The 21,727-nt window shown below is 44.1% G+C and carries 18 protein-coding genes; 14 read left to right on the top strand and 4 right to left on the bottom strand.

Annotated features, from left to right (window positions below; translation table 11 throughout):
* Window positions 1–17 precede the first annotated feature (17 nt).
* From IRQ95_RS01580 to IRQ95_RS01565, 4 genes are all read left to right on the top strand, one after another.
* Window positions 18–2,375, top strand: a complete 2,358-nt coding sequence (locus IRQ95_RS01580; protein ID WP_228481059.1) for an efflux RND transporter permease subunit — start codon at window positions 18–20, stop codon at window positions 2,373–2,375.
* Between the two features lie 13 nt (window positions 2,376–2,388).
* A complete protein-coding gene (locus IRQ95_RS01575; RefSeq protein WP_431358044.1) occupies window positions 2,389–3,192 on the top strand; it encodes an outer membrane lipoprotein-sorting protein in 804 nt (267 codons plus the stop codon).
* 6 nt (window positions 3,193–3,198) lie between these two features.
* Complete coding sequence (locus tag IRQ95_RS01570) at window positions 3,199–4,392, top strand: hypothetical protein (RefSeq protein ID WP_194435258.1); 1,194 nt, start codon at window positions 3,199–3,201, stop codon at window positions 4,390–4,392.
* A gap of 150 nt (window positions 4,393–4,542) precedes the next feature.
* Window positions 4,543–5,658 carry a GGDEF domain-containing protein gene (locus IRQ95_RS01565; protein WP_194435257.1) on the top strand — a complete coding sequence of 372 codons (1,116 nt, stop codon included), beginning with the start codon at window positions 4,543–4,545 and terminating at the stop codon, window positions 5,656–5,658.
* Between the two features lie 54 nt (window positions 5,659–5,712).
* Here IRQ95_RS01565 and IRQ95_RS01560 read toward each other — a convergent pair whose 3' ends face one another.
* Entirely contained in the window at window positions 5,713–6,195 is a 483-nt protein-coding gene (locus IRQ95_RS01560) for a GNAT family N-acetyltransferase (RefSeq protein ID WP_194435256.1), read from the bottom strand.
* Between the two features lie 250 nt (window positions 6,196–6,445).
* Here IRQ95_RS01560 and pheS point away from each other — a divergent pair, with 250 nt between their 5' ends.
* The 3 genes from pheS (at window position 6,446) to IRQ95_RS01545 (ending at window position 12,183) form a co-directional block, all read left to right on the top strand.
* Window positions 6,446–7,429: a phenylalanine--tRNA ligase subunit alpha gene (gene pheS / locus IRQ95_RS01555; protein WP_075649911.1), complete on the top strand. Its 984-nt coding sequence runs from the start codon at window positions 6,446–6,448 to the stop codon at window positions 7,427–7,429.
* 18 nt (window positions 7,430–7,447) lie between these two features.
* Entirely contained in the window at window positions 7,448–9,853 is a 2,406-nt protein-coding gene (gene pheT, locus IRQ95_RS01550; RefSeq protein ID WP_194435255.1) for a phenylalanine--tRNA ligase subunit beta, read from the top strand.
* A gap of 362 nt (window positions 9,854–10,215) precedes the next feature.
* The gene (locus tag IRQ95_RS01545; RefSeq protein ID WP_194435254.1) at window positions 10,216–12,183 is read left to right on the top strand and encodes a hypothetical protein; all 1,968 of its coding nucleotides are present in this window, start codon (window positions 10,216–10,218) and stop codon (window positions 12,181–12,183) included.
* Window positions 12,184–12,266: 83 nt separating this feature from the next.
* On the opposite strand, the gene cscK is transcribed toward IRQ95_RS01545, so the two are convergent.
* Window positions 12,267–13,187 carry a fructokinase gene (cscK, locus tag IRQ95_RS01540; protein WP_194435253.1) on the bottom strand — a complete coding sequence of 307 codons (921 nt, stop codon included), beginning with the start codon at window positions 13,185–13,187 and terminating at the stop codon, window positions 12,267–12,269.
* Window positions 13,188–13,424: 237 nt separating this feature from the next.
* Here cscK and IRQ95_RS01535 point away from each other — a divergent pair, with 237 nt between their 5' ends.
* Window positions 13,425–14,429, top strand: a complete 1,005-nt coding sequence (locus IRQ95_RS01535) for a LacI family DNA-binding transcriptional regulator (RefSeq protein ID WP_194435252.1) — start codon at window positions 13,425–13,427, stop codon at window positions 14,427–14,429.
* A 5-nt stretch (window positions 14,430–14,434) separates the two neighbouring features.
* Here the strand turns inward: IRQ95_RS01535 and IRQ95_RS01530 are convergent, their stop codons facing one another.
* Window positions 14,435–14,854 carry a hypothetical protein gene (locus tag IRQ95_RS01530; RefSeq protein ID WP_228481056.1) on the bottom strand — a complete coding sequence of 140 codons (420 nt, stop codon included), beginning with the start codon at window positions 14,852–14,854 and terminating at the stop codon, window positions 14,435–14,437.
* 106 nt (window positions 14,855–14,960) lie between these two features.
* The gene (locus IRQ95_RS01525; protein ID WP_194435250.1) at window positions 14,961–16,292 is read right to left on the bottom strand and encodes an MATE family efflux transporter; all 1,332 of its coding nucleotides are present in this window, start codon (window positions 16,290–16,292) and stop codon (window positions 14,961–14,963) included.
* A gap of 124 nt (window positions 16,293–16,416) precedes the next feature.
* On the opposite strand from IRQ95_RS01525, the gene IRQ95_RS01520 reads away from it, so the two are divergent.
* The 6 genes from IRQ95_RS01520 (at window position 16,417) to IRQ95_RS01495 (ending at window position 21,720) form a co-directional block, all read left to right on the top strand.
* The gene (locus tag IRQ95_RS01520; protein WP_194435249.1) at window positions 16,417–17,358 is read left to right on the top strand and encodes a LysR family transcriptional regulator; all 942 of its coding nucleotides are present in this window, start codon (window positions 16,417–16,419) and stop codon (window positions 17,356–17,358) included.
* Window positions 17,359–17,433: 75 nt separating this feature from the next.
* The gene (locus tag IRQ95_RS01515) at window positions 17,434–18,123 is read left to right on the top strand and encodes a DUF4336 domain-containing protein (protein ID WP_194435248.1); all 690 of its coding nucleotides are present in this window, start codon (window positions 17,434–17,436) and stop codon (window positions 18,121–18,123) included.
* A 265-nt stretch (window positions 18,124–18,388) separates the two neighbouring features.
* On the top strand, window positions 18,389–18,958 hold the full coding sequence (locus tag IRQ95_RS01510; RefSeq protein ID WP_194435247.1) for a GNAT family N-acetyltransferase: 570 nt from the start codon (window positions 18,389–18,391) through the stop codon (window positions 18,956–18,958).
* Window positions 18,959–18,994: 36 nt separating this feature from the next.
* Window positions 18,995–19,603, top strand: coding sequence for a sugar O-acetyltransferase (locus IRQ95_RS01505; protein WP_194435246.1), 609 nt, complete (start codon window positions 18,995–18,997; stop codon window positions 19,601–19,603).
* Window positions 19,604–19,659: 56 nt separating this feature from the next.
* Window positions 19,660–20,541, top strand: coding sequence for a LysR substrate-binding domain-containing protein (locus IRQ95_RS01500; protein WP_194435245.1), 882 nt, complete (start codon window positions 19,660–19,662; stop codon window positions 20,539–20,541).
* Window positions 20,542–20,637: 96 nt separating this feature from the next.
* The gene (locus tag IRQ95_RS01495) at window positions 20,638–21,720 is read left to right on the top strand and encodes an efflux RND transporter periplasmic adaptor subunit (protein ID WP_194435244.1); all 1,083 of its coding nucleotides are present in this window, start codon (window positions 20,638–20,640) and stop codon (window positions 21,718–21,720) included.
* Window positions 21,721–21,727 lie beyond the last annotated feature (7 nt).

Below are 21,727 nucleotides of genomic sequence, written 5' to 3'. Positions count from 1 at the left end.
CACAAATGGAGAATGTGATGAATACCAATCAGCCTGAACCTCAAAGGTGGGTTACGTTACCAACCCGCAAAACTTGGCAAGTTTTACTCGTATCATTGTTATTAGTTGTAGTCGCAACCTTCGGTGCGAAAAATCTTTATTTTGAAGGAGACTACGAAATTTTCTTTGATCAAGATAACGCCCAATTACGCTCCTTTGATGAAATACAAGCAACGTTTTCTAAGTCTGACAATATTTCTATCGTTATAGCACCTAACGATAGTCAGATTTTTTCTCGCGAAATACTGACTTTAATTCAACAGATTACAGAAGATGCGTGGCAAGTACCCTATTCAAGTCGGGTGGACTCACTCGCTAATTATCAACATACCGAAGCGGTCGATGATGATTTGATTGTCGCTGATTTACTCAGTGAAGATATTGAACTAACGATTGATCGTATTACTGAGGTAAAGAACATTGCTCTCAATGAGCCAGCATTGATTGATTCGATGATTGCTGCCTCTGGGGCGGTTTCGGTGATTAATATCACTATTCAGTCGCCGGAAATTGATAAAACAGCGGAATCGATGGAAGTTAACCAGTTTGTCGATCAGATGGTGAATAAATACCGAGATCGTTATCCGCAGGTTGAATTTTATAAAGTGGGTGTCATTGCGCAGAACTATGCTTTCATGGCTTCAGCACAAGGAGATAGCGAGACACTAGTTCCCGCAATGTTTATGGTCATCCTGCTTTTTCTCACGCTGATGTTGCGCTCATTTCTAAGCGTTGTTGCCACTCTCGTCGTTATTATCGCCTCGATTTCATCGACACTCGGTTTGACTGGTTGGGCAGGGATGTTTATTTCAACGGCGACAGCCAATATCCCAACGTTAATAATGACACTCGCTGTCGCAGATTGTGTTCATGTAATTGCAACGATGCGTCAGCGAATGAGACAAGGCGACACAAAAGTTTCGGCAATTAATCATAGTATTGCGGTCAACACTATGCCTATTTTGGTCACTTCAGTGACTACCGCCATTGGATTTTTGATGATGAATATGTCCGATTCCCCAGCGCTAAGGGACTTCGGAAACTTTGCTGCTTTAGGTGTCCTGCTGGCATGTGTGTTGTCGTTATCACTGTTACCAGCTTTGTTGAAATTACTGCCGATCAAATTCGCCGCAATAAAAGAAACCCACGGACAACGACACGGTATGTTTGATAAATTGGCCGATTTTGTCATCGCGTATCGCAAGCCATTATTGCCAGGCTCTATCGTTGTTATCTGTCTGGCTGCCGCCGCAATTCCACTGAATCGAGTTAACGATGAATCAGTAAAATACTTCGATCAAAGCCATGATTTTCGCCAAGCGGTGGATTTCATGGAGCAAAGTATTAGTGGCATGACCAACATCAGTATTGCGATCAAGTCTGGTGAAGAGCAAGGGATCGCCACCCCGCAATTTATATCAACCTTAGGAGACTTAACTGAGTGGTTACGCCAACAACCGGAAGTGGATCATGTCGCGACTCTTTCAGATACCTATAAGCGCTTGAATAAAAACATGCATGGCGATCAACAAAGTTACTACCGTTTACCGTTAGACCGAGAATTGGCGGCGCAGTATTTGCTGTTGTATGAAATGTCGTTGCCGTTTGGATTAGATCTCAATAACCAGATCAGTATCGATAAGTCCTCAGCGAAGCTGGTGGTGACGATTCAGAATCTAGGAAGTGTAGAACTGGTTGATTTAGAAAATCGCATTTATCAGTGGTTTGACAACCATGCGCCTCAATATCAAGTGGTCGCTTCAAGCCCGAGTCTAATGTTTGCTCATATCGGTGAAACGAACATGAAGAGCATGCTGACGACCTTGCCGATCACTCTAATTTTGGTTTCGGCTTTGATGATTTTTGCCTTGCGTTCCATGCGTTTGGGAGTGATTAGTTTAGTGCCGAATATTGCGCCAGCAGTGATTGGTTTCGGGATCTGGGCATTGATTTCAGGGGAGATCAATTTGGGTCTCTCGGTGGTAGTCACATTGACTCTGGGAATAGTGGTCGATGATGCCGTGCATTTCCTCTCAAAATATCAACGAGCGCGCAAAATGGGCCAAGATGCGGAACAAGCAGTGCGTTATGCCTTCCAAACCGTTGGTCGAGCACTCTGGATTACCACTGTGGTTCTAGTCGCTGGCTTCTCAATCCTCGCTATGTCTAGCTTTAGGCTCAACGCCGATATGGGCATGTTGAGTGCTATCGTGATTTTCCTTGCGCTGGTGGTTGACTTTATTTTGCTGCCAGCACTGCTAATGAAATTTGATAAGGCTGAGTACCCGAAAACAGAGCCTACAGTTGCAAAATTGACCCCGAACCAAAGTCACTAAATACAAGGAGTAAATGATGAATACAGTAGCGAAGAAATGGATAACAGGAGCCGCGATAGCTTCACTTACTCTAGCTAGCTTGAGTAATGTTGCTTGGGCAGATGCAACTCGAGGACTTGAAATTGCACAAGAGCGTAAAGAGCGCGACCAAGGTTGGGGTGATTCTTTATCGATAATGGAAATGATTTTAACTGACTCCCAAGGTACGAGTAGCACCCGCTTAATGCGTTCGAAAAACCTTGAGGTGCACGGGGATGGTGATAAAGGATTGACGATTTTTGACCAGCCAAGAGATGTTAAAGGAACTGCATTTTTAAATCATTCCCATATTACTGATGCGGACGACCAATGGCTCTATTTGCCGGCACTAAAACGTGTGAAACGAATCTCTTCCCGTAACAAGTCGGGGCCATTTATGGGCAGTGAGTTTTCTTATGAAGATTTGAGTTCGTTTGAACTTGAGAAATACAGCTTCAACTATCTAAATCAAGAGCAGATAAACGGTGTTGAAACGTATGTTCTAGAGCAAATTCCGACCGATAAAAACTCTGGCTACACCAAGCAAATCGCTTGGATAGACAGCGAGCACTATCGCCCTATGAAAGTGGAATTCTATGACCGTCGCGGCGCCCTGTTAAAAACATTAACTTTCCACGACTATCAGCAGTATCTCAACAAGTATTGGCGCGCTCATAAGATGGTTATGGTAAATCATCTCTCGGGTAAGACGACCGAGTTGAAAACCAGTGCGATGGAATTTCAAACCGGTTTGACGGAGAAAGATTTCCAGAAAAACGTTCTAAAGCGAATAAGGTAGTAAATTATGAGGTTTAGTCGTATCTCTCATACATTTTACCCAGCGATCTTAGCGGTATTGGTATCATTGTCAGCCAAAGCGGTCGAGTTGGGGGGGCAAATTAACCTTGAACATCGTCAATACATCGAGCGAGGCATACAAGGGCAAGATAAGGGACAGAGTTCGCTAGTCATTAATCCTGAACTCTATTGGGAGACGTCTAGTGGTGATGTTAGTTTCACGTTTGCGCCTTTTTATCGATACGATAGCTTAGATGATCAACGCAGTCATGGTGACTTACGAGAAGCATTGCTTCTCAGTTATTGGGATGACTACGAGATTCGAGTGGGGGTCAGCAAACTATTTTGGGGTGTGACGGAATCGACGCACTTAGTCGATGTGGTCAATCAGACCGATGGTGTTGAATCAGTGGATGGAGAGCAAAAGCTTGGGCAACCCATGTTACATCTCACGGCGATCAAGGAGTGGGGGACAGTCGATGCACTATTGTTGCCCTATTTCAGAGAGCGTACTTTTGCTGGTGAAGATGGACGGCTTAGATCGCCATTAGTTGTTTCTGAGCATGCGCGCTATCAATCTTCTCGTGAGGATCAACACATTGACTACGCCCTGCGTTATTCGGTTATGCTTGATGATTGGGATTTAGGTTTAAGTTACTTTCACGGTACGAATCGAGATCCTTACTTCAATGTGACACCGACTGGTGACGGATTAGAATTGACGCCATTTTATGCTCAATCAAAGCAGCTTGGTATTGATCTACAAGGTATTGTCGGTGATTGGCTCTGGAAGTTTGAGGGTATTTATCGCGACACCTTAGAGAATTACACTAGCTTTGTAGGTGGTTTTGAATATACCAGTGTGGGCGTGTTTGAGTCGGTTTGGGATATTGGTTGGATCGCAGAATATCTCTACGACAGCCGAGGTGAGAATGCCCAATCTATTGGCCAAAATGATCTGTTTATCGGTAGCCGCTTAGTTCTCAATGATGAAGCGAGCAGTGAAGTCTTGTTTGGTGTCACTCAAGACCTTGATCACAGTGATGTCTACAATGCAAAAATTGAAGCATCCAGTCGATTAAGCAATCACTTTAAATGGCGAGTGAACGCGTGGTTATTTGAAAACCAAACCCCGTCAGACTTACTCTACTTCGCGAGAAAAGATGACTTTATTGAGCTATCGCTAGAATATTATTTCTAAGCCACTACACCATTAACTAAAAATAAACTAAGGGGGCAGATCGAGCTCCCTTTTTTTACATAATATGAATGAGTTTTGTTAAAAAATGGATAGAATAATGCAAAAAATATAAGTGCATGTGAGCACATACAGAAGTTTTGAGGTTTGCTGATGAATTCTTTCCAATGGGACCGCTGCTATGAGACCGGCATTGATGAAGTCGATGAGCAGCATCAGTTTCTCGTTGATATTATCAACCGCTATGGTGATTTAGTTGCTGAAAATACGATATCGATGGCGGATATTCGCACTATCTTGTTTGAACTTTATCAATACTCAGAATTTCACTTTCGTGAAGAAGAAGCATTGATGCGCAAGAGAGGCATTTACTCTGAACATTTAGATAAGCATGTAAAAATCCACCGCGCTTTTATGGCGGAGATCATCAGCATGCAAAGCTTCGTTTCAGATGAAAATAAGCGCGCATCGGAATTGCTGCTTAATTTCTTAATCCATTGGTTGGCTTATCATATCTTGGGTATTGATAAAAATATGTCGCGCCAATTGGCTAAGATTGAACGTGGTATTGATCCTCGAGTTGCGTATGAAGAGGAAGAACGCGGTTCAGACAGCAGTACTGAGCCGTTACTTGCTGCGTTAACGGGCTTGTTCGAGCAGGTTTCTGAACGCAACAAGGCACTACTTGAATTAAACCAAAACCTCGAAGATATGGTTCAAGAGCGAACCAAGCAATTGGTCAAAGCAAATCACCAATTGGAAGAACTGTCGCTAACGGATTCATTAACTGAGTTACCTAATCGCCGCTGTGCGATGCGCCAACTTAAGCAATTGTGGGATATTGCTTTAACCAAGAATGAGCCTTTAGTCGCGATTATGATCGATGTCGATCACTTTAAAGAAGTGAATGATAGTGCCGGGCACGATGCGGGTGATTTAGTATTGCAAGAAATCGCCACTTTGCTTAGGCACCAATTCCGCAATGACGATGTGGTTTGCCGCTTGGGAGGTGACGAGTTTTTTGTTATCTGTCCGAATACCGACCAAGAGGGTGGGTTGCATGTTGCGCGTCAGGCACAAGAGTCGATATCAGAACTTCAACTCGATCTGGGTCGTGCATATTGGCGTGGTAGTATTAGCGTCGGTGTCGCAGAGCGTCTGGAGTATATGGAAAGCTATCACGACTTAATCAAAGTTGCAGATAACGCGGTTTATTTGTCGAAAGCGGAAGGCCGTAACCGAGTGTCAGCTTGGCTGAGTGTCGAGTAAGTGAAGTGAGTGAAAATTAGCTGGTGGCAATATGGGTTGCACCAGCTAGCGATATTATAGTTGTTTGATCATCCATACATCACAGCCACCATGAATAGTGCTTTCGATTGGCGCTGATAAATGCTGGAATCCCACTTTTTCATAAAGTGCGATTGCTGATTTCATGGAACTCAGTGTATCTAAATAACATTGACTGAAGCCTTGTTGCTTGGCAAATTTCAAACAGTCGAGGGTCAGTTGTTTACCTAAGCCAAGTCCGCGACTTTGCGGTAAAAGAAATAGTTTTTTAAGCTCACATACCTCATCAGAGCCGCTAAATGGCGCTAAACCACAACCACCCACCACTTTTCCATCCAGAGTAGCGACTAAATACAAACTTTTGTTTTCTTCAGTGTAATACTGACTCATCGCCTCGACTTCGGCATCGGATGGTCCGAAACCTTCGCCAATGGCGCCAAATTCAGCGCCTACTACTTTGATAATATTGCATATTTCTTGATTTTGTTCAGCCACGATAGGTTTGACTATTAACGACATTTTTACTTCCTTTGCACATGTCTATATCCCTTGATGTGGGTATAAAAATTCAAACAATCAATATTAGAGCCGAATTTTTACGCAAAGACAGTGAGAATAGTGATTTCAGATTGGATTTAGACTTGTCATTCGTTACTATGTACAGCTATTTAAAGACCCAAGATCCCAATTGGGACGCTTATGGATACTACCACTTATGTCACTCGGTTTGAGCTTTGCTTGAAAGAGGGCGTAGGTAGATGAGGAAACGATGCAACATCTAGAAGAGATCATTGCTAATGCGAGCGCAGCAATTGAAGCTGCACAATCGCTAGTCGCACTTGATGAAGTGCGTGTTCAGTATCTAGGTAAAAAAGGTGAGCTAACCACTCAACTTCAAAGCCTAGGTAAACTGCCACCTGAAGAACGCCGCGAAGCTGGTCAAGAGATCAACAAAGCAAAAGGCGTAGTACAGCAAGCAATCGCAGCTCGTAAAGATGCACTACAGAGTGCTGAACTAGAAGCGAAACTAGCAGCTGAAACAATCGACGTGACTCTACCTGGTCGTCGTATTGAGAACGGTGGTCTACACCCAGTAACTCGTACTGTTGAGCGTATTGAGAAGTTCTTTGGCGAGCTAGGCTTTAGCACTGAAGCTGGTCCAGAGATTGAAGATGCATTCCACAACTTCGACGCACTGAACATTGCTGCGGATCACCCAGCACGTACTGATCACGATACTTTCTTCTTTAACCCTGACTTGATGCTGCGTACTCACACATCTGGTGTTCAGATCCGTACGATGGAAAATGGTAAACCACCATTCCGTTTCATCGCACCGGGCCGTGTTTACCGTAACGATTACGACCAAACGCACACGCCAATGTTCCACCAAGTGGAAGGTCTTCTAGTTGATGAGAACGTGAACTTCGCACAGCTTAAAGGTGTACTGCATGACTTCCTATGTAACTTCTTCGAAGAAGAAGTAGAAGTTCGTTTCCGTCCTTCATACTTCCCATTCACTGAGCCTTCAGCAGAAGTAGACGTGAAAGGTAAAAACGGTAAATGGCTAGAAGTACTAGGCTGCGGTATGGTTCACCCGAACGTACTACGTAGCGTAGGCATCGACCCTGAGAAATACTCTGGTTTTGCATTCGGTATGGGTATCGAGCGTCTAACTATGCTTCGTTACGGTGTAAACGACCTACGTTCGTTCTTCGAAAACGATCTTCGTTTCCTAAAACAGTTCAAGTAATCCAGAGGATCAATCACAATGAAATTCAGCGAATCATGGCTTCGTGAGTGGGTGAATCCTGCGATTAACACTGACGAACTAACACACCAAATCACTATGGCTGGTCTAGAGGTTGATGACGTTCTTCCTGTAGCCGGTACTTTCAATGGCGTGAAAGTTGGTCACGTTGTTGAGTGTGGTCAACACCCAGATGCTGACAAACTACGTGTAACGAAAGTTGACGTTGGCGAAGAAGAACTTCTAGACATCGTGTGTGGCGCAGCAAACTGCCGTCAAGGTCTAAAAGTCGCAGTAGCAACAGTTGGTGCTGTTCTACCGGGTGATTTCAAAATCAAGAAAGCGAAACTACGTGGTCAGCCTTCTCACGGTATGCTTTGTTCATTCTCTGAACTAGGTATCGATGTTGAGTCAAACGGCATCATGGAACTAGCAGAAGACGCAGTGGTTGGTACAGACTTCCGTGAATTCCTAGCTCTAGACGACGTAACAGTAGACGTTGACCTAACGGCTAACCGCGCTGACTGTTTCAGCATTCGCGGTCTAGCGCGCGAAGTAGGCGTTCTAAACCGTGCTGACGTAACTGAGCCTTCAGTAGAAGCAGTAGCAGAAACTATTGCTGATACGGTTTCAATTGAAATTAAAGCAACAGAAGCGTGTCCACGTTACCTTGGTCGTGTGGTCAAAAACGTAAACGTGCAAGCTGAAACCCCACTATGGATGCAAGAAAAACTGCGTCGTTGTGGTATGCGTTCAATTGACCCAGTAGTAGACGTAACTAACTACGTAATGCTAGAGCAAGGCCAACCAATGCACGCATTCGATCTAGCGAAGATCGAAGGTGGTATCGTTGTTCGTCTAGCTGAGCAAGGCGAGAAGCTAACACTGCTAGATGGCAGCGAAGCTGAGCTAAATGCCGATACTCTAGTGGTTGCTGACCACAACAAAGCACTAGCAATTGCTGGTATCTTTGGTGGTGAAGATTCAGGCGTAACGACTGAAACTAAAGACGTACTGCTTGAGTGTGCATTCTTTGCACCAGACCACATCCGTGGTCGCGCTCGTAGCTACGGTCTACACACTGATTCATCGATGCGTTTTGAGCGTGGTGTGGATTACGCACTGCAATTCAGCGCGGTTGAGCGTGCAACACAGCTTCTAATCGAAATCTGTGGTGGCGAAGTAGCACCAGTTGTGGCAGTAGAGTCAGAAGCTGACCTACCTAAGCCAAACCAAGTTGCACTTCGTCGTACTAAACTAGACAACCTACTAGGTCACCACATTGCTGATGCAGACGTGGTAGAGATTCTAGAGCGTCTAGGTATGACAGTTGAAGCAAACGCGGAAGGTTGGGTTGCTGTTGCACCAACATGGCGTTTCGACATCGCAATTGAGCAAGACTTGATTGAAGAAGTTGGTCGTATCTACGGTTACGATAACATTCCAAATCAACACCCAATTGCTGCACTGACTATGCACAACCACGTTGAAGCGGACCAACCGCTAAAACGCGTGCGTGATCTGCTTGTTGATCGTGGTTTCCACGAAGCAATTACTTACAGCTTCGTAGAGCCTGAGCAACAAAAACTGATCGTGCCAGACGTTGCACCACTTGTACTGCCAAACCCAATTTCAGCAGACATGTCAGCAATGCGTCTAGGTCTAATCCAAGGCTTGCTAAACACTGTGGTTCACAACCAAAAACGTCAGCAACCACGTGTTCGTCTATTCGAATACGGTCTACGTTTCATCCCATGTGAAGCAGCAGAAAACGGCATGCGTCAAGAGCCAATGCTAGCAGGTGTTATCGCGGGTACTCGCGGTGAAGAGCACTGGGATATGGCGACAGCGACGGTTGATTTCTTCGATCTTAAAGCGGATCTAGAAGCGGTACTTGAGCTATCAGCAAACGCACAAGCTTACTCTTTCGTTGCACTGTCACCTGAAAGCAAAAAAGCTAACCCAGCACTACACCCAGGCCAATCTGCAGCTATCATGCTAGATGGCAAAGAGATCGGTGTGATTGGTACTGTACACCCAGAGCTAGAGCGCAAGTTCGGTCTAAATGGTCGCACAATCGTATTCGAAATCGAATGGGATGCAATCAACACTCGCGTGATCCCAGAAGCAGTAGCACTGTCTAAGTTCCCTGCAAACCGTCGTGATATCGCGGTAGTAGTAGACGAAGCAGTCGCGTCTGGCGACATCGTCAATGCTTGTCTAGAGCAAGGTGGTGAGTTCCTTAAAGACGCACGTCTATTCGACGTGTACGTAGGTAAAGGCGTAGAAGAAGGTAAGAAGAGCCTAGCTATCGCACTGACTCTACAGTCTCTAGAGCGCACACTTGAAGATGCTGATATCGCAGGTGCGGTTGAAGCTATCGTTGCTCACGTATCTGACAAATTTGGCGCGACACTTCGCGATTAATCATCAGATAGACTGATACAAAAAACCTGCCCAAGCGGCAGGTTTTTTTTTATCACTATAAAATCAAACTCTATTGATGAGAGTAGGGTCAAACCTACGATGAGAATTTGTTTCAAAAATGTGAATGCAATGTTGATTGCAATTGGGTGTTATTGTTCTTGATGTATATCGGCTATATCGTGACGCAAAATTTAATCAAGGCTACTTTGCACTGAAAATATATATGTATCCGTTGATTAAATTACGCTTACTTGTATTTATCTCGCCATTGTAAATTAGTATCTACTTATTTAATTGATATTAAGGGAATTATTTCATGGCTGATAATTCGAGTGCTAATTCACGAATAGTAGGATCGAAGTGTGAAGCGAATAAATGTCTATACCATTACAATATCATTACTCATTAGCGTCGTACTAAGTGGTTGTAAGGGCGGCTCTGATAAAGATCAACAAACGAGTGATAGCGAACCTGAGATCATCACCGGCACGGTATCCGCACCAGCAGGTGTGGTCGCTTTATATCAACAACCCTCTTTGTTGGATTACCTGCTACCCTCACCAGCTTATGCTGCGGTGGCAGGGTTAGATCCAGTGGCCAACGGATCGATTTCATTAATTAGAGTTGGTGATGATGGTCTACAAGTGGGTGACGTACTCGCTACAGCATTAACTTCTGCAACAGGGGCTTATGAGCTCTCATTACCACAAGGCGTTGGTTTCTCGAGTAGTTTAGTCTTAAAAATTACAGGGCAAACTGGGCAAGTGATGCGTGCTCAAGTGGTTTCGAATCAAACAGATCTTAACCCTATATCTGAATATGTGACACAAAAAACTCTCGCACACGGTGGTGATTTGTCATTGTTTTCTTTGGCATATATCCTTCAGCTCTTAGAGGTTGTTAACGCGACGAATTTCACTAATGCAGGTAGTGTTTCCCTTATTCTTGATCAGATTGAAAGTACGGTTGGTCCTTATGTCGAACAACATCTTAGCGAATATACCACTGGTGAAATACTTTCAACTCACCGTGCGATGTCGTTCGGGCTTGGTCTACAAGATCAAACGAGTAACAGTGAGTTTGGTTACTATTCGGAGTTGTACCGAGAGAATATTGACTTAACTGTGCCCCAAGCGGGCAACAACCAATGGCGCTTTTCGAACAAAAGTCTTGTTTGGGGAATGTTAGTTGGACAAGATACCGCAAATTTAAATGAATATAGCTTGCCGGTTGGCGCGGTCAGTGATAACAACTCGACATTACTGTATGAAACACCTCTAGCAAGCGGGTCGTTTAGCATCAATTGGGGTACGCAGGTTGAAATACGTAATGAGTTAGGTTGGGAAACAGCACCAAGAACCATTACCTACAATAAAGTACCAGACTCTGAACTCTATTTTTCTGCCGGTATTAAAGATGCAAAGAACTATCAGCTCAATAATAACGCCATTGATTATGGAAGTATGTCTGGGTATGGCTTCAGTTATGAGTTAAGTGCACTAGCAAAAATGCCGACAGCGATGACATTGTCGGATCTCGATGGTGAGTATGGCCTAGTCGAAATCGATGTCGGATTGCTTAACAATGGTACAGCAGAAATCACATCGTCGAGACAAGTGATTACGTTTAATGGTTCTAATTATGTTCACTGGGGGCAAGAAACAAATGGCAATCACAATACTCGCTATGGGAACCAAGATAACGAAGAGAGCGAGATTTATGGCAACTTTCCTCAGAGCTTAGAATTTAGTGTTTCAGCTAATGGCACCATAGATATTGCGGGAGTTGGTTCAGCAATAGGTGGGCCGGATATGAAGGGCTTTGTTAGTGATGATAGCCGTTTTATTGCTCTTATGGAGTATGCCGCAGTCAATGAGGCGATGTTAGGGAATAAATTGGGTTTAGCCGTTAAATTGTCAGACTCTTCACCAACGTTAAACAACAGCTCATATAGATTGCTCTTTTTGCACAATGAGTTTTATGACCGAACTAAGATCAAATTGGCGAAAAATGGGCAGGACGCATCAATTTCATGGGTCGATCAAGACAATGCGACGATTAACTATCGATCAGAATCAATGTCAGTCAGTGGGCTAGGCGCATTTGATAAGTTAGATAATTCGCCAATTGATGAGAGCGTTTCGGTATTAGAGACGCTGATATCTGATACCCACCAAGTAACAATAAAAGCGAATGTAGATGGCGATACGTACGAATTGATTGGGTATTTCAATGATACGGGCTCTGTCGGTGTTTTTAATGCGGGTATCACCAATGATGCTATTGGCGATATGGACGAAATCGGCATTGCGATATTAGTCAAACAATGATGAGCTGATTTACAGCCCTTGAAAATAAGAAATCCCAATCTCAATACTGGATGATTGGGATTTTTTTTAACTATTTTTTCGCCCTAGTTGATATATTCCATCAGTTGTATTTCCGTTGGAAGGGCGGTCATGGCACCTTTTTGCGTTGTAGCTAGTGCACCGCAGCCATTTGCCCAACTTACTGCTTGGCGAATAACATCTTCATTTTGCCATTCTAAGTGTTGAGCTAGCTTTGCTAGCAAGCCTCCGACAAAAGCGTCGCCTGCACCGGTAGTATCTACTGGCTTCACTGCTTGACCCGAAATTAGCTCTTGCTTGCCATCAAAGATTACTAGTGCACCTTTCGCGCCTTGAGTCACAAGCACAAGCGTATTGTTAAACTCGTTTAGCGCAGTTAAACCTTGTTCTAAAGAAGAGGTTTGAGTGAGATGCATCAGTTCATCGTCGGAAAACTTAACTACATCCGCTAAAGCGATCGCTTGGCGAGCGACAGGGATCAGCTCTTCAGGATTTGCCCACACTTCTTCACGTAGGTTTGGATCGAAGCTAACAAAACCACCTGCTTGTTTAATTAAGCGCATTGCTTCAAGTGTTGTACTGCGGCTTGGCTCATTCGCAAGAGCGATAGAACATACGTGTAGCCATTCACCTTGAGCAAAGTTTGGCACGTCAGCAAGCTCTAAGAATTGGTCAGCACTTGGTTTTACCATAAAAGTGAAGCTGCGCTCGCCGGAGTCATCTAAGTCGACAATGACAGTGGATGTGCGATGTGCGTCATCAAGCAGCATGGCGTCGGTATTTACTTTTTCCGCATTGAGAGTGTGTTTCATAAAACGACCTAGTGGATCTTGACCAACGCGGCCAAAGAAAGCCGCATTACCACCAAGGCGAGCGATCGCTACTGCAACGTTAGCTGGCGCGCCACCAGGGCATTTCAGATAGGTGGATTCTGTATCCGGAATCAGGTCAACAACCGCGTCGCCAGTTAGCCATACTTTGCTCATGTTTTGTACCTTAAATTGGTTAAATTTCACTTTGCTGATATGATTGCTAAAACGGTTTAGCAGATCAATCACCTTGTTGAGTCAGCAATGAAATTTGCTTAAAAGTGTGATCGAAAGCGATCTTTAACGATCATCGAGTCGTTTGGGAAAATTTTAATATGACTGACAGCAATGCGTTAAGCAGGTAGCATTAGCATCCTCAGTGCGCAACCTTAACTACACTCATATGGATCTAGAATGAGTCAGAAAAAACTGAAACTTGCCGATATCGCAGCACTCGCTGGGGTATCTAAATCTACCGTGAGTTTTGTGCTTAACGGGCATGCAGAAAAACATCGCATTAACCAAGAGACGGTTGAGAAAGTGCAGCGCATTGCTAGACAGCATAATTACAAGCCAAGCGTTTACGCGCGCGCACTCAAATCAAAAAAGACCTATACCATGGGTTTGGTGATCCCTGATCTTGCCAATATGGGCTTTGCCAACATAGCGAAAGCATTAGAGAAGTTGCTAAGGGAAAATGGTTATCAGCTATTGATTGCCTCCTCAAATGATGAGCAAGAATTGGAAAAACAGGTCGTGCAAGGATTGCTGGAGCGCCAGGTTGATATGTTGTTAGTGGCGTCAGCAATGCCAAGTGAAGAGTTTTATTACTCTATTAAAAAATCGACGCCCGTTATTTTCTTTGATCGTACATTTCACAATAGCCAGTTTATTAACGTTAAAACTGATGCTTATTCTGCGACTAAACAGCTGGTGGCTCGTATGATTCAAGGTGTTGATGAGTGCGTCTATATTGGTGGTCAGAGGTTACTTTCTCCAAGCCAAGAGCGCTTAGAAGGTTACCAAGCAGGGCTAGAGCAAGTCGGTGTCACTTTTAATGAGGCGATGGTATTTAACCGAGATTACCAACCTCAGTCGGGTTATGACTCAATGGCAGAAGCAATGGCTCGATTAGGGCGACCGCCACAAGCATTGTTTGCCGCTTCTTATTCGTTATTGGAGGGGGTGCTGCGTTATCTCACTGAGCACCAATTACTCAATGATACGATTCGATTGGGAACCTTTGACAACTATGCAATATTGGATTGCTTGCCGGTTAAGATAGACTCGATTGAGCAAGATAGTGAGTCCATCGCTATGACGCTATGTCAAATAGCTCTTGACCTATTTAATGATCCAAGTCGGCCAGCGGAAACTTTCAACATAGCGGCCAAAATTCACTTTCGTCGTGATCAATAAATGGCTTACGGCTGTAATATGGTGATATGGACCGTTTTTAAGCGAGCATACGGATCTCTATCAGTAGATTGATACCATTCCTTTGGCATTGATTCTTGTAGTGCTCCGTTTTTAAGCTCATTCTTCTCTTGCTTGGATATCACCACATAGTGCAGCAAGCTATTAATAATTCTCTTTACTGCTTGCTTTGAAAGTTCTCCATCTCGTTCATAACGTTTTAGTTCACCAACAATCGCCGCTAAGGGCACTAGTGGCTCAAGCTCTGCATGTTTGATGCTTTTTATTGTGATAGATCGAGGGCAATTTTCGCGAGCTTTTTGCCAGTCTGGCGTGCCAGACTTTGATAAATAATTCTCTCGCATGCAAAAATAGCTAAATAGAAAGCGCTCGACCATGTGCCAACGTTGGGCATTTATTTCAAGCATCAAGTGTTCAAATTCAATGTCAGTGTTGTTCATTGGGAAATATCAGCGTTCGGAAGTCTTGCCATTATGAAGCAAAAAAAGCGAGCCATGAAGGCTCGCAAGGTAGTTAGTTTAGACAGAAAGCGTTGTTGTTTTGTTTTCGTATTGAAATCATCAGTTGTACTAACAGTAGTACGCCTGTTACCGCTAAACCGATGCCGATGCCAGCCCAGATGCCACCTAGCTGATGGGTTTTCATTAACAACCAAGCAGCAGGAATGCCAAATACCCAATAGCCAATTGCGGTCATTACAGTTGGCACCATCACAATTTTCATACCACGCAGTAGGTTAATCGCGAGAAGTTGCCAAGCATCAACCACAAAAGCAAGAGCAACCACCCAGATTACAGAGGTCAATAGTTCAGTTAACTGTGTATCAAGGTGGAAAATGGTAGCGATAAACTCAGGCCATAAAATGAAGCCACCCGAGAGCACGATACTAATCACTGTGGTGATACCAAAGCTACGAATCGCGGTCTGCTTGATGCCGGAATAGTTTTCAGCGCCAAAGTCCTGTCCAACTAAAATAGCCGCGGCTTGTGAGAAGCCAAAGTTAATGTTCCAAGTAAAGCTTAAACACTGTAGTAAAATCTGGTGCAGAGCGAGTGCTGCGACGCCTACGGTGCCAGCCATGAGTGTTCCACCATAAATCAAGCCGTGTTCTAGTAATGCAGCTAAGCCGATTGGTAAGCCCATAGCGAGTAAAGGTTTAGTTAGTGATAGCGAATACTCGTGGCGATTTTTCCATGGAGCAAATTCAGCAAACTCAGCACGGTTAAATACCCAATACCCATAACCAATAGAGACGATCAGTGAGGAAAGTGCAGTACCTGCTCCGAGACCACTTAAACCAAAATTAAAGCTAAACGCTAAAAGGTAACTGATTGGTATGTTCAGAAATATATTGGCAATTGACATGACTAGAATAGAACGCACGTTACCAAATGCGCTGGTTAAACCACGTAGAATCAAAAGAAAGAGTGATGGCAACATGGTCCACTTGAGTGCATTGACGTACTCCATTGCTGGGGCGATGACAATGTCAGGTTGCTGGGCTAAACGCAATAAATGTGGCGCAAATGAAAAGCTCGTAACTAATAGTGCTGAGAGAATGACTGCAAGTAGTACAGCGCCCTTAATCGCAAAGCGGATTTGTTGGTTGCCGAACTCAGGCCTAGCCACTCGTTGCCCATAGGCAATGGCGACCAAGTTAGCGACGCAACCTATGGTGCTGCTAGCGATAATAAAAATAAAACTGAAAATGGCGGCGCCTAAACCACCTGCCGCTAATGCTTCAATACTTATGCGCGACATCATCCAAACGTCGGTTAAAACCAATGACATAGCAATAAGTTGAGAGATGATAAGAGGGAATGCTAAAGAGAGAATTTTTCTCATAAGTGGCGAAGTCGTTGTATTAAAAGTAAGAATAAAGATTAGCCTAATTAAACGCTTAAATGACTTCTCTATCAAATGATAAATATGTCATCATGGCATGACTTCAACTCATGCGAGAGGTGTTATGAAACCTTATCCTCAACTTCCATTTAGTCACAACAGCCTGAAAGTGTTTGAATCGGTTGCTCGTTTGCTCAGTTTTACACTCGCAGCCCACGAGCTTAATGTGACGCAAAGTGCCGTGAGTCGTCAGATCAAAACGCTTGAAGAAGAAATAAACTCGCAATTGATCGTTCGTAAACATCGCTCGATTGAGTTGACAGAGCGGGGCAAGGCGTTATTTGAAGTGTTGCGCAGTAACTACATAGAGTTACAAGCATTGTTAGAGAAGTGGTCACTGCCAGAGAAAAAACGTTTGGTGATTAAAAGTGCCATCAGTTTTGCTACGCGTATTTTGATCCCACGAGTTCGAGAGTTAAATGAACGTTACCCTGACTATGAGATAGTGATTATTCCTTTGATTGAGGGAGATTGGGATCTCTCCCATGAGAATAGCGATGTAGCCATAATAAATACGCGGCAACCAGAGTTATATCGAGGTCATCCTAAAGCAACATTTCTTCGCGATGAATATATGGCGCCCATCTATGCCCCAAGTGATGTTCAAACATTCAAGAGTATCAAGGAAGTGCTAGAAATGCCGAGGCTGCACGCTACGGATGATCATTTAGATTGGCGAGCATGGTTGTCACAAGATGAAGATATAGCAGTGAAACCAAGCCGAGACACCTCGTTCATTAGTCTTGACCTTGCTATTAGCGCGAGCTTGGCAGGGCATGGGGCAACCGTGACAGATTTACTCTTGGTACTACCAGAGCTTGAGCGAGGGTTTTTACGCACTCCCCAAAATGCGCCTGTGCGTAATAGTCCTTGGCAATATTTTGCTTATCTTCCTCAACAAAGTGACATTGCGACGGATTTACTCCTATGGTTGCAACGCTTGTTTGAGCAAGAACTACTGCGTTTAGAGGGGTTGGCGCAAAAATATCAGTGGAAACTCGCTTAATGTGTGTTTGTTTTAGTTTTACTTGAGGTTACTTGGGTATAGTAGTTGTGATTGCATAATGAAAAGGAGAGCAAAATGATTGAGGTTCAACCGAACATATGGATATTTGATGGCGGGAATGTCTCTTTTCTCAGTTTTCCTTTTTCAACACGTATGACGGTGATTCGTCTTGTGAGTGGTGACTTGTGGGTTCATAGCCCGATAGAGCTAAATGAGGAAGTCCAACAGCAAGTTGAATCTCTCGGTAATGTTCGTTACCTTATTGCCCCGAATAGTTTACATCACTTATTTATCAAGCAGTGGCAAGATGCTTATCCTCAAGCTTTGACATACGGTACTGCGCAAGTCGTAAATAAACGTCAAGACCTAAAGTTTGAAAACTGTTTGGCGCAATCGGCTTTATTTCCGTGGCAAGACGAAATCGAACATTTGCTTTTTACCGGTTCTTCGGTAATGGAAGAGAGTGTTTTCTGGCATAGAAAAAGCCAAACCTTGATCGTGACGGATTTAATTGAAAACTTCGATCCGCAGCACTTTAAACCATTGCAGCGTAATATCGCTAAAGCGATTGGCATTTTAGCGCCGGAAGGGAAGATGCCGTTAGATTGGCGATTAACATTCATGTTGAATAAACCGTTAGCGAGAAAGCATATCGCGACGATAATTGCTTGGCAGCCAGAACGTATTATTCTCGCTCATGGCAGGATAATCGAAAAAGAAGCCGTCGATTTTTTGCAGCGTTCTTTTCGATGGGTGGGTATCTAAGCCTTACCCGATGCTAGCACTTTTCATCTTTAAGTCATTGTCTTGCTTGTAAAGCAGATTAATCTCACTAAAAATCGCGGCTTGAGATATTAAGGACATACTCTTAATAAAAAGCGTATTATCTAGTGAGCAATTTCTCGGTTCAAATCTAATATTAGGGTAAATATTGAGTTGCTAAAACTGGTACTATTATGCCATGCGTTGAACTTTCAATTCGCTTGTATCGAATTGACGAATGTCACGGCAGGTGAAATCACGAGGCATCATGTTAGAGACCAAAAGATTAATACTTCGGCAATGGGAAGATAAGGATTACCCTTATTTTGCTCGCATGTGCGCTAATCCTGACGTGATGAAGTATTTCCCTAGTACCCTTAATGAAAGCGACAGCGATCAACTTGCGGATAGATGTCGCGCATTGATTGATATTAATGGTTGGGGTTTTTGGGCTGTAGAGTTGAAAAATACCGGTGAGTTTATTGGTTTTGTTGGCTTAAATACGCTCGATGGCGAAAGTGGTATTCCAGGCGCGCCGCTCATGGAGATTGGCTGGCGAATAAACGAAAGATATTGGCACAAAGGCTACGCAACCGAAGCAGCTGATCAAGCACTGCGCTATGCATTTTTCGTCCTCGGAGTGGAAGAGGTCTATTCCTTTACTGCTCTCAGTAATATCCCTTCTCAAATGGTGATGAAACGTCTCGGTATGATAAATACGCGGCTTGATTTCGACCACCCTAAATTACCAGATGGTCATGAATTGCAACGGCACTGTTTATATAAGATCGATAGGCAGACCGTGATATCGGGTACACAACTCGGTACATTGATTTAACGCACTACTGTGATTATTGAATGACGAGGTAAGGATATGAGTGTTCGCGATAAAATGCACACCAGTCAAGTGTACTATTGTGATGACCAATCCCTGATTGCTGAGCAGCAAGCATGTCTAGAAACACTTTATGATTTTAATCACTGTCGACCAAGTCAGTTTGCACAGCGAGATGAGCTTTTACGCACTTTATTAGGCAGCGTGGGCAAAGCGTGTTATATCGAACCACCATTGCGAGCGAACTGGGGTAGACACACTTATATCGGCGACAATTTTTACGCGAACTTCAACCTGACCTTAGTGGATGATACGACAATCACCATTGGTAACCACGTGATGTTTGGCCCCAACGTGGTTCTGACTACCGCAGGTCATCCAGTCGATCCTGACAGGCGACGCAACGTCGCACAGTTCAATATTCCAATTACAATTGAAGATAATGTTTGGATCGGTGCCAATGTCGTGGTACTGCCTGGCGTAACGGTGGGTGAAAATAGTGTCATTGGTGCTGGTAGTGTGGTGACCAAAGATATTCCTGCGAATGTTGTTGCAGTGGGCAACCCATGCCGAGTGCTAAGAGACATTTCGGCTAGGGATAAAGAGTATTATTTCAAAAATTTGACCTTTAGTGACGAAATCAGCTAGTACCACAGACTAGATTCTCTACAATATGCCCTATCGAGACCGATAGGGATACGCGTGTGAAAATTGAAGATCTAAAACTATTTGTCAAAGTGGTGGAGTTGGGCAGTTTTACTGCGGCAGCCAACGCTCTTGATGTTCCCCGCGCGAATGTGAGTCGTCGAATTAATGAGTTAGAAACACAACTCCACACCTCACTGTTTCATCGCACGACTCGAAGCCTATCCCTCACCAATCATGGTGAAATTTACTACCAAGAGATTCTTCAAGCTTTAGCGTTGTTCGACAACGCCAATCAAGCGATTACCCAAGCCGATACGCTGATCAAAGGCAAAATAAAACTCGGTATTTTGTCTGAGACTCATGAGCTGCTGCAGCCGATTTTGTTTACGTTTTTAGATCTTCATCCCGAAGTCGAATTGGATGTACGAGTTATCCAAAATGGCTTTATTGATATGTACCAGCAGGGGCTCGATATCGCATTTCACGGTGGGGAGCTGATTGATTCAGACTTGATTGCTCGCCAGATATTACCGTTAGATCGCTGTTTAGTCGCATCACCAAAATATCTTCAGTTAAAACGTTGGCCAGAAGATGTGCACCAGTTAATTGAGCATACCGCGTTATGTTTTCGCTGGCCGAGTGGTGAGATTGATGATCTCTGGCAATTTGTTGAGGGTAAGGTGAAAGTTAATTCGCCTTTGGTTTCGAACAGTATCGCTTTTCTTAAAGATGCCACACTTTCAGGACGTGGCATTGCTTTTTTACCTAAAATATTAGTCGCGAAAGAGCTAGAAAATGGCGAACTTTGCCGTATTTTACCAGAAGTTAGCGCCAAAACTGAACACGGTTATCTGCTTTATCCTCAGCCACGAACCCTCAATTATGCCAGTCGCGAACTGATACAGTATTTGATCCAAGAGATTCCAAAACTCTCCTAATTGTCTCGTTTTTCATGACATTCAGTCTTGCGGTTGATGGCTTATTTGAACACTGTTCAATAATAGAATAGCGCCATCAACATGGAGCAATTTATCATGAATCGAATCAGCACTCTCACATTAGCTTGCAGCGTTGCACTGGGGTTATCTGGTTGCAATCAAGCTCAAATCGCGCAAACAAAACCGGTCACACAAACTAAGTTACAAGTTATTCAGTTAAGCGACGCTCAAGGACAAACCGCTAAACACTTTAATGGCTTGGTGACCGCACAAGAACAAGCCGCTTTAGCCTTTCGCGTTCCGGGTACCATTGAACAAATACTGGTGACTAAGGGACAAAAGGTGGCTAAAGGGCAAATTATCGCTCGTTTAGATCCACATGATTATCAGGTCGTGCTGGAAGAGCTAGAGGCTAAGATGCTTGAAGCGCAATCTGCGCATAAATTGGCAAAAGCAGAACTGAAACGCGTTAAACAGGCAACACAAGATGATGCTATCGCCTCTGTGAATCTTGACCGAGCGATCAGTGGCTATGAGCGCAGCCTCTCGGCGATTAAAGTGGTCGAAAAGAACATTCAACGCGCCCAAGATACTCTGGCATACACTGAGTTGAAAGCGCCGTTTGATGGCGTAATTGGTCGAGTGGACTTTGAGCCGCATGAGCAGGTATTGCCGGGCATTGCAGTCGCGACACTGCAAGACAATAGGCAACTTGAAGTTGAAGTCGATGTGCCTGAAACCTTAATTGAAGCGTTTGAGGTTGGGCAAATTGGCTCGGTATCCTGGTATCAATCGGAACATGTTCTCAATGCCTACGTGACGGAAATCGCGCCGCTGCCTCACCTAATCAAGCAAACTTACACCGTGACTTATCGCATTGAAAAAGGCAGTGCACAACTCTTCCCGGGTAAATCAGTGTCAATTTCGACTCATATCGGTAACCGCCAGCACAGCTACTGTGTCCCTTATTCTGCTTTGGTGGGAAGTAAGGAGCAGATGCACGTCAACTTAGTTCGCGACAGCCGCGTCGTGGGGCTGCCGGTTGAGCTTTCTTCGCTCGATGCCTATCAAGCTTGTATTAAAGGCGAGTTGAATGTTGATGATTACGTGGTCGTGAGTGGTAGTCAGTATTTGTCGAATGGGCAACGCGCCGACGATATCGTTATTCGCGAGTTATAAAGGTGAA

Source organism: Vibrio fluminensis (assembly GCF_015278125.1).
In the GTDB taxonomy this organism is placed as follows: Bacteria; Pseudomonadota; Gammaproteobacteria; order Enterobacterales; family Vibrionaceae; genus Vibrio; species Vibrio fluminensis.
The sequence above is the reverse complement of the archived record's forward strand: the minus strand, read 5'-3'. Positions and strand labels throughout refer to the sequence as shown.